The sequence below is a fragment of the Occultella gossypii genome (assembly GCF_019947135.1).
GTDB classification, from domain to species: domain Bacteria; phylum Actinomycetota; class Actinomycetes; order Actinomycetales; family Beutenbergiaceae; genus Occultella; species Occultella gossypii.
This window is the reverse complement of record NZ_JAGSHT010000014.1, coordinates 66517-79121: the sequence shown is the minus strand read 5'-3', so window position 1 is coordinate 79121 and position 12605 is coordinate 66517. Positions and strand designations below refer to the sequence as shown.

The window sequence follows — 12605 nt, the reverse complement described above, 5'->3', positions numbered from 1 at the left end:
GGAGTTCCGCTACTCGCGTGAATCTCTGGGAACAACTTTCACATGGTATTTGAACGTGCACAAGGGGTTACGACAAAGTTTCAACTTGGTTGCCGTGAGACATTGTTCACAGGCTGGACACCTTGAACGGAATGCTCGTCGTGTGCTCGCCAGGTGCTCCACGCCCGACGGCGGGGCTCGGCCCGGGTGGTTCGGCGCGCCGTAGAGTGGTGGCCGTGTCTGCGACCTCCACGCCCCCGGAATCGGACGCGACGAGTCCCGGCGAGCGGCCGTTGCCGCTCCGGATCGGCCTCGCCGTGGCGCTCCTCGAGGCCGTGGCGCTCGCCGTGATCGGTGTCGTCTCGCTGGTCCTCGCGCTCTCGGATGACGCCACGTTCGTCTCCTTCGCGGCCGGGGTGCTGGTGTTCCTGGTGCTGATCGCCGGCCTGCTGTTCCTGGCCGTCCGGGCGCTGTGGAACGGCAAGCGCTGGGGCCGGGGCCCGGTGATCACCTGGCAGTTGCTCCAGTTCGCGGCGGGGGCCTCCTCGTTCTCCACCGTGGCCTGGTGGGCTGCCACCGTGCCGATGGTGGTGGCCGTGGTGGTGATCGTGGCGTTGCTCCTGCCGGTCTCGCTCGCGGCGACCTCGGGCGCCGGCCGACCGGACGCGATCGCCTAGCTCGCAAGCTGGATCGGGGTGAGCCGGCCGCCGTCGACCAGCACCCCGCGGCCCGGTCCGGGATCGACGTCGGCGTGCCGGCGCAGATCAACCCCGGTCAGGTGTGCGGCCGGTCCGACGGGCCCGAGGACAACCATCAGTGGCGCCTCCCGCAGCCGCGCCCCGACCTCGTGGTAGAGGCCGAGGAGCGCCTCCGGGCGAGCGGCTGCGACCAGCGCGAGGTCCATGCGCTCGCTCGCCTCGGCGACCGCGGTGAGGGCTGCAACCGGGAGCCGGTCGGCGTCATCGAGGAGCAGGACCGGGCCGCGGGCGCCCGAGGTTCGGGCCGTACCAAGGGCGGCAGGGCCCCGGAGGGCGTCGAGCCCGTCGGGCCCGTCGATGACCACACGGCCGCCGGCCCGCAGTTGCCCGCCCAGCATCCGGAGCGCACCGGTGCGCCCGGAGCCGGCCGGTCCGGCGACGAGCCAGGTGCCGCCGTCCGGCAGGTCACGCACGATCGGCGCGGCATCATCCCCGCCCACGCCGAGCACGAGTCCCACCCGTACGGCGTGAGGCCCGCCCAGGTCGGTCAGTGGGACCGTGGCGGGCAGTGCGACCAGGTGAACGGGAGCCTGGGCCGGGGCGCGGTAGGTGTCCGGGGCGGCCACGGCCAGCGCGACCTGGGCCACCCGGGTCGCGCCGGACGTGATCAGCACGCCCCGACCCGCCGGCCAGCCGGTGCCCACGAGATCCCTCGGAACCCCGGCGAGCAGGGCGTCGCCGACGTCCTGCGGTCGTAGCACCAACCGGTCGGCGACGAGCGGCGCCCAGCGGGTTGGCGCACCGGCACAGGTGAACACCACCCCGACCCCGGCCCTGCGGGCCCGGCGGAGCAGGGCGGTCATCAGGTCCACGCCGGTGCCGATGCCGCCGGCCTCGTCGAGTGCGCGGCAGAGGACGTCGACGTCGTCGACGAGCAGCACCGCCGGAGCGACGGTGCCCCCGGTGAGCAGCTCGATGAGCCGCCGCGCACGGCGGGAGTCCTCGGGTCGGCACCAGGTGCCGTGGGTGGGGGCGTCGGTCCCGGGCGAGGTACCGCTGATCCGGGGGACGATCGCGGCCAGGTCCTCGGCGATCACATGCGTCGCGAGGCCGGCCCGGTGCGCCACCTCGGCCAGCGTGCGCAGCGCGGTGGTCCGGCCGGATCCGGCCGGACCGCTGACGAGCAGGGTGGACCCGGGCGGCCAGGACCAGGTGCCGAGGGTCTGCTCGTCGGGCAGGTCGGTACGCAGGAACGGCAGCGCCGCGGGAGTGGGCCGCACCCGCCCGGCGTCCGGTGCGCCGTCGGGCTCCGCGCCCGCGGCGCCGAGCTCGTCGACGCTGAACCCGTCGACGGCGAGTTCGGCGACGTCGATGCGGTCGGGCAACGGCTCGGCCCACGGGCGTGGGCGCCGGGTCCGCCACGGCTCGCGTGCCTCGAGGTCGGCCGCGGCCGCCACGATCCGGCCCACCAGGGCACGGACCGCGCCGGCGTCCGGTGGGCCGGTCCAGGGCACCTGCACGATCGTCCGCTCGCCGGCCAGGACCACCGCGCGCCCCGGGACCGGCGGGAGCCGGGCGGCCGAGGCGTCACCGACGAGGTCGATCGAGTCGGCGTCCTCGAGTACCCGCAGGCAGATCCGCACGGTGAGGTTGGCGCGCATGTCCGGTGTCACCGCGCCGGCCGGCCGCTGGGTGGCGAGCACCAGGTGGATGCCGAGCGAGCGGCCCTGAGCGGCCAGCCGCACGAGCGCGTCGAGGAAGTCCGGGTGTTCGGCGGCCATCGCCCGGAACTCATCGACCATCACGACCAGGGCCGGCGGACGTTCCTCGGGCGGGACGCGGGCCCGGTGTTCGGCGAGGGTCGACGTGCCGGACGCGGCCAGCAGTCGTTCGCGGCGGCGCAGTTCCGCGCGCAGGCTGGCCAGGGCCCGGGCGGTGTCCGCGGCGTCCAGGTCGGTGAGCACCCCGGCGGCGTGCGGCAGGTCCGCGACCGGTCCGAACGTCGCGCCGCCCTTGTAGTCGATGAGCACCACTGCCAGGTCCGCGGGGGAGCGGGCGTGCGCCAGGCCGAGCAGCCACGACAGCAGCAGCTCGGACTTGCCCGACCCCGTCGTGCCGGCGACGAGGGCGTGCGGCCCGTCCACGCCGAGGTCGAGCCGGAGCGGACCGGCAGGGCCGACGCCGATCACGGCCGACAGCCCGGAGTCACCGGCCCAGCCGCGGACGATCCCGGCGACGTCGCCCGGGCCGACCACCTCACCGATCGGGACCATTGCGGCGAGCACCTCGGCTTGGTGGTTGGCCGCGGCGATGGCGGCGCACACCCTGGCCGCCCAGCGCTCGCCGACCCGACGGTCATGGCCGGGGCGGACCTCGATGGTTCGCTCGCACCAGGGCGGCACCTCGGTCAGGTCCCGGGCCAGCACGATGCGCACGCCATCGGCGCCCGGTGGCGCGTCGGGTCGTTCGGCCACCTGGATGGTGAGCCGTTCGGGCTCGCCGCCGGGAGCGCGGTGCGGGAACGTCGCAGCCCAGGCCCACGTGGCCGGCAGGTCCAGTCGCAGCCGCGTCGGCGGGTGCCGCGCCGCGAGCCGGCAGACCAACCAGCGAGCGAGCGCAGCCACGTCCTCGTCGTCCCCGACCAGGGCAAGGGTGCCGGCCACCCAGGGCTGGTATCGGTCCCGTTCGTGATCGCGTCGCGCGCGAGCGGTCGACGGCGGTCCGCGCCGCCGGGTGGGCTGGCTCGCGTTACCGATCTCCCACCGGGGCACGTGGTCAACGGCCCGTTCGGGGGCGGCGTGCGCCGGTGCGCCGGCGCCCATCAGGAGCCCGGCCGGGTCGTCCGGGCCGGGATCGGGCTCCGGTTCGGCGGCGGGTACCTCCGGCCGGCCCCGGTCGCTGCGTCGTCGTCGTCGTTGTGCCCTCAGCGGCCACAGGACGGAACCGAGCAGCACCAGCGGGAGCGCGATCGCCAGGATGAGCCGCCACGCACCCGAGCCCGAGAGCAGCAGCGGTACGGAGGTCACGCACATGATCAGCGGGAACATCAGCCGCCCGAGGAGACCGTCGCCCACGCCCGACGGCTGCGCCGGCCCGGGCCGGTCCCGCAGCGAGGGGTGACGCCGAACCTCGATGACACTCGCGCCGGCCCGGATCAGGTCACCCTCGCGCAGGGCACGCCACCGGGTCCGCAACCGGCGCACCCGTCCGCCCGGGGCGGGCGGACCTCCGCGCGAACGCACCACGGCGGTGCCGTTCGCCGAGCCCAGGTCCCGGGCACGCAGGCGCCCGCCCCGTGCGCTGACCAGGACGTGCTCACGGGAGAGCGACGGGTCCTCCAGCACGAGCGAGGCCCTCGGGCCACGGCCGACCAGGACCGGCTCGACGCCGAGCGGCGCCACCCAACCCAGGTCCGGTCCGTCCACCACGGCCAGGTGGAACCGGGTCGTGACCGGAACGGGTCCCGCGCGCCCGGTGGGCGTATCTGTGGGCATGCCTACGATGCTCGCCCTCCGCCGTCGGGCGTGTGCTCGGCCTGTGGATGAAGCCGGCGGGGACCTTGTCAGATTTTTGCAGTCATGCAAAAATGCACGAGTGCAGGAAACATCGCTCAGGGAGCGCAAACGCGCCGAGACCTGGGGGACGTTGCACGAGACGGCGGCGGCGATGGTCCTCGAGGACGGCCTCGGCGCCGTGACCGTGGATGCGATCGCCGCCCGCGCGAACGTCTCGACGCGAACGTTCTTCAACTACTTCCCGACGAAGGAACATGCCGTCGTCGGCCTTCGGCGTCCCCATCTCGACCCGGCCACCAGGCAGGCGTTCCTCGACGCACCCCAGGACGGGCAGTTGCTGAAGCGGACCACGCGACTGCTCCTCGCGGTCGCGAGGACGGCGTCCGGCAGCGCCCTCAGCCGTACCCGACGCCGGGATATCTTCGATCGGCACCCCGAGCTGGTGCGGCACCGCACCGAGTCGTTCCGGGAGACCGAGGCGATCGTGACGGAGATCGTCACCGACCGGATCGCGCTGGTGATCGGCCACGAACCCGACGAACCGCACGTGCGGATGCTGATCTCGATGGCCTCCGCCGCACTGACGTTCGCCGCCACGAACGACCCGACCTTCATCCTTCGCGATGACGTCGACGGCATCCTCGATGACGCCGTCGACCTGCTCCGAGAGGTAGTACAGAAGTCATGACAACCGCCCCCACCGCTCCCGGTGGGTCGTCCGGAACCCTGCTCGACCGGCGGGCCCTGGCACTGCTGTTCGCCGGGCTGATCCTGTCCATGCTGCTCGCGTCCCTGAACCAGACCATCCTGGCGACGGCACTTCCGACGCTGGTCGGCGAGCTGCAGGGCGCCCATCTGATGGTGTGGGTGATCACCGCCTACATCCTGGCGTCGACAGTGATGATGCCGGTCTACGGCAAGCTCGGCGACCTCATCGGTCGCAAGCCGCTGTTGGTCGGCGCGATCGTGCTGTTCATGGTGGGGTCGGTGGTGAGTGCGCTCACCCTGAACATGACCGGACTGATCGTGGGGCGCACCATCCAGGGCCTCGGCGGCGGCGGGTTGATCATCCTGTCCCAGGCGATCATCGCCGACGTGGTCCCGCCACGGGAACGTGGCAAGTACATGGGGATCATGGGTGGCGTGTTCGCGTTCTCCTCGGTGGCCGGGCCGCTTCTCGGCGGCTGGCTCACGGAGGGTCCGGGCTGGCGGTGGGCGTTCTGGATGAACATCCCACTCGGCCTGGCGGCGTTGGCGGCGGCGATCTTCCTGATGCCGCTGCCGCGGAGCCAGCGCGGGCGGCCGCACCTGGACCTCGCCGGGATGGGCCTGATCGCCGTCGGCACCACCTGCCTCGTGCTGCTCGGCACCTGGGGCGGGTCCCACTACGCCTGGAACTCACCGATCATCCTGGGCCTGATCGCAGGCACCCTGGTCGCGGCGGCGCTGTTCGTGTTCGTCGAGGGCCGCACCCGGGAGCCGATCATCCCGCTGCACCTGTTCGCGGACCGCAACTTCAATCTGACCACGGTCGCCGGGCTGTTCATCGGCATCGGGATGTTCGGCGTGCTGGGCTACATGCCCACCTATCTGCAGATGGTCGCTGGGCAGGACGCCACCGCGTCCGGGCTGCTCATGGTGCCGATGATGGGGTCGATGCTGGTGACCTCCACCGCGGGGGGCTGGTACGTGAGCCGGACCGGGCGCTACAAGTGGATGCCGATCGTCGGGTCGGTGCTGATCGCGGCCGCGCTGGTGGCCCTGTCCACCCTGTCGGTCGGATCGCCGATCTGGCTGGCGTGCGTCTACCTCGGGGTCCTCGGGGTGGGGCTGGGCGGGACCATGCAGATCCTGGTGCTGGTGGTCCAGAACTCCTTCCCCGTGACGCAGGTCGGTACCGCCACTGCCGCGAACAACTTCTTCCGGCAGATCGGCGGCACGCTCGGGTCGGCCGTGGTGGGCAGCGTCTTCACGGCTCGCCTGCTGAGTCTGCTGAGCGAGCGGCTGCCGGGGGCCGAGGCGTCGCTGGAGGGCGGCACGAGCGCCCTCACCCCGGACGTGGTCAAGCACCTCGACGACGCCCTCCGGATCCCGATCGTGGAGGCCTACAACGACGCGCTGACACCGACCTACCTGGTCATCGCACCGCTCGCGGTGCTGGCGGCGATCCTGCTCTGCTTCATCGACGAGAAGCCGCTCGCGACGCGGATCGTGCGGGAGGCCCCGGTCGAGTCCGTGGTGCCCGCCGACTCCCCGGTGCCTGCGGACCTCGCGGCCGGCGCTCGGGCACGGGTTCCGGGCGTGCCGGCCGTCGATGACGTCGCCCGGGCGGACCTGGACCCACTGGCCGAACCGGACCCGCGCGCCATCGAAGGCACCTCCGCGGGGAGCAGGCGCTGACCCCTGGGCTGGACCGTCGGTCCCGGCGCTTAGGCTGGCCGGGTGGCTGAGGAGAGCAGGGGCGATGTGTCGCCGGTCGAGGACCAGTGGGGCGCGCCCCCGCAGGACTGGGACGAGCCGCCACCGGACTACCTGAGCGAGTGGGACGTGCCCGAGGCTCCGGCCGGCGCCCCCGCGGCGCGCTCGGCCGTGCGCGACCGGGCCGCTCGCCCCGCCCAGGCAGCGCCGGCCGGACCGGCACGGCCCGCCCGGCCGGCCCCGCCGTCGGCGAGTTCGCCGCTCGAGGCGCTCACCGCCGTCTGGGGTTACGACTCCTTCCGCGGGGAACAGGCCGAGATCATCGACACCGTGGTCGCCGGCGGGGACGCACTCGTTCTGATGCCGACCGGCGGCGGCAAGAGCCTGTGCTACCAGATCCCGGCCCTGGTCCGGGAGGGCACCGGCGTGGTGATCAGCCCGCTGATCGCGCTCATGCATGACCAGGTCGACGCCCTTGAGCAGGTGGGGGTGCGCGCCGCGTTCCTGAACTCGACCCAGTCGGCCGCCGAGCGACGCGACACCGAGGATCGGCTGCTCGCCGGGGAGCTCGACCTGCTCTACCTGGCCCCGGAACGGCTGTCGGCGGCAGCCGGGCTGCTGGACCGCGCCCACGTCGCCCTGTTCGCGATCGACGAGGCGCACTGCGTGGCGCAGTGGGGCCACGACTTCAGGCCGGACTACCTCGCCCTGTCGATGCTGCATGAGCGCTGGCCGGATGTGCCGCGGATCGCGCTCACCGCGACCGCGACCGAGGCCACTCGCGCCGAGATCGTGGCGAACCTGGACCTCGGCGAGGCCCGGGTGTTCGTGTCCAGCTTCGACCGGCCGAACATCGCCTACCGGATCACGCCGAAGGCCCAGGCCCGCCCCCAGCTCCTGCGACTCATCGAGGAGTACCCGGCCGAGGCGGGCATCGTCTACTGCCTGAGCCGTGCCTCCGTGGAGCGCACCGCCGAGTGGCTGGTCGGCCAGGGACACACCGCCCTGCCGTACCACGCGGGCCTTCCGGCGCCGCAGCGGGCCGCGAACCAGTCCCGGTTCCTGCGCGAGGAGGGCGTCATCATGGTCGCCACGATCGCGTTCGGCATGGGCATCGACAAGCCGGACGTGCGGTTCGTGGCGCACCTCGACCTGCCCAAGAGCGTCGAGGGCTACTACCAGGAGACCGGCCGGGCCGGCCGGGACGGGCTGCCCTCGACGGCGTGGCTCGCTTACGGCCTGCAGGATGTGGTGCAGCAGCGCCGGATGATCGCCGACGGCGAGGGGGACGCGCAGCGTAAGCGTGCCCAGTCGCTGCACCTGGACGCCATGCTCGCGCTCTGCGAGACGGTGCAGTGCCGACGCCAGCAGCTGCTCGCCTACTTCGGTGAGGCCGGCGAGGCCTGTGGCAACTGCGACACCTGCCTGTCCCCGCCGAAGTCCTTCGACGGCACCGTGCCGGCGCAGAAGGTGATGTCCACGATCCTGCGGCTGCAGCGCGAACGGGGTCAGCAGTTCGGGGCCGGGCACGTCGTCGACATCCTGCTCGGCCGCGAGACCGAGCGGATGGTCAAGTTCCGGCACACCGATCTGAGCACGTTCGGCATCGGCACCGAGTTGGGGGACACCGAGTGGCGGGGCGTGGTGCGCCAGCTCCTCGCGCAGGGGTTGCTGCAGGTGCAGGGGGAGTACGGGGTGCTCGCGCTCACCGACGCCGCCGCCGACGTGCTCGGCGGGCGCCGCGAGGTGATGCTGCGCATCGAACCCGAGCGCACCCGGGCGCCCCGGTCGGCGAGGTCGGCAGCGACGAAGGGTGCCGTCCTCGATCTCGACGACTCCGGTCAGGAGCTCTTCCAACGGCTGCGCACCTGGCGGGCGGAGGTGGCCAAGGAGCAGGGTGTGCCTGCGTACGTCGTCTTCAACGACGCCACCCTCGCCGGGATCGCGCAGGCCCGTCCGGCCGACGAGGCGGCATTGAGCGGGATCTCCGGGGTGGGGGAGGCGAAGTTGGCTCGCTACGGACCGGCCGTCCTCGGAGTGGTCGCCGGCGGGTGAGGCCGACGTAGGCTGGGCGACCATGGCAACCGCCGACGCGTCCCGCGTGCGCGCTCCTGGCCCGGCCGCACTGACGTCGATGATGTTCGCCGTCACCGGCGTGGCCCACCTGCTCCGACCGCGGACCTTCGATGCCATCGTGCCCCGGATCCTGCCCGGGCCCGCCCGCGCCTGGACGATCGGTTCCGGTGTGATCGAGCTGGTCCTGGCCGGCGCCGTGTGGAACCGGGACACGCGCGGGGTGGGTGGGCTGGCATCGGCGGCGTTCCTGGTGGCGGTGTTTCCCGCGAATATCCGCACGGTGCGGCTCATGCGGGGCCGGAGCGCCCGGGCGCGAGCGATCGCGTGGGCACGGCTCCCGGTGCAGGTGCCACTGGTGATCCTGGCCCTGCGGGCCGCGACCGACCCCCGCTGAACCGGTCCTGCCCGGCACCGGACCCCCTCCAGATCCAGTGCCGGGCAGAGTCTTGCGGGCGGAACTCAGTCCATCGCGAGCGCCGCGACCGGCGGTGTCCGCGCCGCGGTGCGGGCCGGCACCACCGACGCGAGCAACCCGGCCACCAGGGCGATCACGACCACCATCCCGAGGTCGCGCCACGGCACGGCCAGGGTCACCTCGCCCACCGAGGACAGCATCACGGCGGTCCCGGCCCAGCCGAAGCCGAGCCCCGCGATGATCCCGAGGGCGGCGCCCGCACCGGCGATCATGACCCCTTCGACGGCCATCATGCCGCGCAGCTGCCCCCTGGTCAGGCCCATCGCGCGCAGCAGAGCCGACTCCCGCCGTCGTTCCAGAACCGACAGGGAGAGCGTGTTCGCGACCCCGACGAGCGCGATCACCACCGAGACGGCGAGCATCCCGAGCACCACCGCGAGGAGGGTGTCCACCACGGAGGTGAAGGCGGCGCGTTCCACGGCTGCCCCGGCCACGGACACGGTCGGCGCGTCGGTCGTGGCGGACAGGTCGGTGAGCACGGTCTGGATCTCCCGGACCGTGGCGACGGCATCGACGTCGTCGGCGAGGCGCACGGCCATCGCGTTCTCGACGGGCGTCAGACCGAGCTCGGCGAATGTCGCGGGCGTGACCATCGGATCGGTCCCGCCCAGCTCGGTGACCACTGCGGTGCGCTCCACCTCGGAACCGTCCTCCGCCGTCACCGTCACCGGGTCGCCGTCGACGAGGTCGTACCAGTCGGCGTAGATCTGCGGCATCACGATGGTGGCATCGGTCAGGCCGGCTGCCACCGCCGGGTCGCGGAGCACCGGGCTCAGGTCCTCGAGTTCGACGGACTGCGCGACCGCCTGCTCCTGGGAACCGTGCACCCCGAGGGTGACCGTGGCCAGGCTCAGAAGGGCGGATTCGGCCACGCCGTCGGTCTCGGCGACGACATTGATCTGGGCGCGGTCCAGGGCGACATCGGAAGCACCGAGTGAGACGGTCACGTCCACGGGGTACTGGGTGGCGAGTGCGTCTCCGAGGCTGTCCTTCGCGGCGGCCGCGCCGGTGGACATCATGGTGACCAGGGCCACCCCGATGAACAGGGCGCTGGCGGTCGCACCGGTGCGGCGGGGGTTACGGACCGCGTTCGCGGTGGCGATGCGCCCGGGCACCCAGCGGGACAGGACCCGGCCCGCGAGCCGGATCAGCGCCGGGACCACGAACACGGTGCCGATGAGCAGGCCGAGCACGGCGCTCAGCCCGCCGAGCACCCCGATGCCGAGCGCGATGAGCAGCCCGCTCTCCGCGTCGATGCCACCGAGCCCGCCGGCGATGGCGACCGCGAGCGCGAGCAGACCGACGCCGGCGACCACCAGCACCAGGGCGAAGGCCATCCTGACCCGTCCGGCGCCGCGGGCGTGCTCGCCCTCCACGGGGCGCAGCGCCGCGAGCGGCGCCACCCGGGTGGCGATCCGGGCCGGGACCAGTGCCGCCAGCACCGTCACCACGGTGCCGACGAGAACGGGCACGATCACGCTGACGGCGTTCACGTGCAGGGTCCGGTCGAGCGGGACGTCCAGGTTCAGCCCCGCCACCACGGTGAGCCCGACGGCCATCAGCACCGTGCCGAGCACCAGTCCCGCGATCGAGGAGACCAGGCCGACCACGAGCGCCTCGATGAGCACGGTCGAGCGGACCTGCTCCTTGGTGGCGCCGACGCAACGCAGCAGGGCCAGGCTGCGGGTGCGCTGGGCGACCAGCACCTGGAACGTGTTGGCGATGACCAGCGCGGCGACGGCGAGCGCGACGGCCGCGAAGCCGAGCGGGAGCACCACGAACGTCATGTCGTTGCCCGTGATCTCCGCCGCCTTGCGCTCGGCCTGTTCGGTGACGGTGAGTACCTCGGCCGTGCCGTTCCCGGCCAACTGCGCCGCCACCGCGTCGAGGGTGGCCTCGGTGTCCGCGCCGTCGTCGATGGCGATCAGGATCGAGGACCACGTCGAGGCGTACTCGTCGGCCTCGATCTGCCAGCGGGTGAGCTCGTCGGCGGGCACGTAGGCGTTCGGTGAGCCGTAGGCGAGGCCGCTGTTCTCCTCGATCAGACCGCTGATCCGAAGGGACTCGGCGTGCGGCGCCCAGGTGCCGTTCTCGGGATCGTCCGGATCAGGGGACCATGATTCCCAGGTCGCCTCGATCTCGTCGCCGGGCTGGACGTCGAGCCGCTCGGCGATGTCCACGCCGAGCGAGACCTCCCCGGCCGCGGCCGGTGCCGACCCGGTGGTGTAGACCGCGGGGGACAGCCGCGGGTCACTGGCCGCGCCGCCGATGTTCACCCGCTCGGTGCGTCCGCCGGCGCCGAGCTCGGCCCCGAAGGAGTACAACGGGTCGGCCGCGGCGACGCCGTCGGTCTCCCGGATCCGGTCCAGAGCGTCGGCGTCGAGGTTGTACGTCGGGTCGTCGACCACGAGGTCCGCGTCCGCCAGCTGCGCGGTGACCGCGTTGTAGGTGGTCTGCTCCAGCGTGGCCGAGGCGAGCAGGGTCACCGCCACGAAGGCGGTGCCGAGCAGGATGGCGATGCCGGCGGCGGCCAGCCGGCCTGCGGACGTGCGCATCTGCGCCAGGGTCAGGCGCAGCATCAGCGAGCCGCCTGGGTCTCGAGACCGCGCAGCGCGTCGAGCCCGGCCAGGACCGACTCGGGGGTGGGGTCGTCGATCGTGCCGGCGATGCGGCCGTCGGCGAGCATCACGACGCGGTCGGCATAGGCGGCGGCGGCCGGGTCATGGGTGACCATGACGATGGTCTGGTTCAACTCGCGCACGGAGCGGCGCAGGAACGAGAGCACCTCCGCGCCGGAGCGGGAGTCGAGGTTTCCGGTGGGCTCGTCGGCGAAGATCACGTGCGGGCGGGTGCTCAGCGCACGCGCGATCGCGACGCGCTGCTGCTGGCCACCGGAGAGCTGGTGCGGCTTGTGGCTGAGCCGGTCCCGCAACCCGAAGGTGTCCACGAGCAGGTCGAGCCACGTGGGATCGACGGCGGTGTTGGCCAGTTCGGAGGGCAGCGCGATGTTCTGCTCCGCGGTGAACATCGGCAGCAGGTTGAAGGACTGGAACACGAACCCGACGCGCTCACGGCGCAGGATCGTCAGCTGCTTGTCGGTGAGCGTGGTGATGTCCGCGTCACCGAGGATCACCTGACCGGAGGTGGCGGTGTCCAAGCCTGCGAGCAGGTGCATCAGGGTGGACTTGCCGGAGCCGCTCGGGCCCATGATCGCGGTGAACACACCACGTTCGAAGGAGACGTCCACGTGGTCGAGGGCGGTCACGGCCACCTCGCCCTCGCCGTAGATCTTGGTGAGGTCGACGGCGCGCACCGCGCTGGTGGACTCGCTGCGGGGCGGGCCGGAAGGCACTGGGGAGGTCATACTCATGAACCTATGGTCCGGCTGCCCCGGCCCGCGTCGCGCCCCGGTCGGGTTCGTGGATCATCCCGTGGGTGGACTCT

Annotated in this window: 8 protein-coding genes; 5 read left to right on the top strand and 3 right to left on the bottom strand. The window is 72.7% G+C overall.

What is annotated here, in order from left to right; genetic code table 11:
- Positions 1-215: 215 nt before the first annotated feature.
- The gene (locus KCQ71_RS15530) at positions 216-656 is read left to right on the top strand and encodes a hypothetical protein (RefSeq protein ID WP_223407487.1); all 441 of its coding nucleotides are present in this window, start codon (positions 216-218) and stop codon (positions 654-656) included.
- On the opposite strand, the gene KCQ71_RS15525 is transcribed toward KCQ71_RS15530, so the two are convergent.
- Positions 653-4171: an FtsK/SpoIIIE domain-containing protein gene (locus KCQ71_RS15525; protein ID WP_223407485.1), complete on the bottom strand. Its 3519-nt coding sequence runs from the start codon at positions 4169-4171 to the stop codon at positions 653-655. The two genes, KCQ71_RS15530 and KCQ71_RS15525, sit on opposite strands and share 4 nt — an antisense overlap.
- 100 nt (positions 4172-4271) lie before the next feature.
- Here KCQ71_RS15525 and KCQ71_RS15520 point away from each other — a divergent pair, with 100 nt between their 5' ends.
- From KCQ71_RS15520 to KCQ71_RS15505, 4 genes are read left to right on the top strand one after another with little or no spacing between them, the layout of a single operon-like run.
- Positions 4272-4880 (top strand): TetR/AcrR family transcriptional regulator, encoded by a 609-nt coding sequence (locus KCQ71_RS15520; RefSeq protein ID WP_223407483.1) that lies wholly within the window; start codon positions 4272-4274, stop codon positions 4878-4880.
- Entirely contained in the window at positions 4877-6592 is a 1716-nt protein-coding gene (locus tag KCQ71_RS15515; RefSeq protein ID WP_223407481.1) for an MDR family MFS transporter, read from the top strand. Before KCQ71_RS15520 ends, KCQ71_RS15515 begins: the two co-directional genes overlap by 4 nt.
- A gap of 42 nt (positions 6593-6634) precedes the next feature.
- Positions 6635-8665: a DNA helicase RecQ gene (gene recQ, locus KCQ71_RS15510; RefSeq protein WP_372454043.1), complete on the top strand. Its 2031-nt coding sequence runs from the start codon at positions 6635-6637 to the stop codon at positions 8663-8665.
- 22 nt (positions 8666-8687) lie between these two features.
- A complete protein-coding gene (locus KCQ71_RS15505; protein WP_223407479.1) occupies positions 8688-9080 on the top strand; it encodes a DoxX family protein in 393 nt (130 codons plus the stop codon).
- A 65-nt stretch (positions 9081-9145) separates the two neighbouring features.
- Here KCQ71_RS15505 and KCQ71_RS15500 read toward each other — a convergent pair whose 3' ends face one another.
- Together KCQ71_RS15500 and KCQ71_RS15495 are read right to left on the bottom strand one after the other, a co-directional pair.
- Positions 9146-11740 (bottom strand): ABC transporter permease, encoded by a 2595-nt coding sequence (locus tag KCQ71_RS15500; RefSeq protein WP_223407477.1) that lies wholly within the window; start codon positions 11738-11740, stop codon positions 9146-9148.
- Positions 11740-12531: an ABC transporter ATP-binding protein gene (locus KCQ71_RS15495; protein WP_223407475.1), complete on the bottom strand. Its 792-nt coding sequence runs from the start codon at positions 12529-12531 to the stop codon at positions 11740-11742. Before KCQ71_RS15495 ends, KCQ71_RS15500 begins: the two co-directional genes overlap by 1 nt.
- Between the last annotated feature and the right edge of the window lie 74 nt (positions 12532-12605).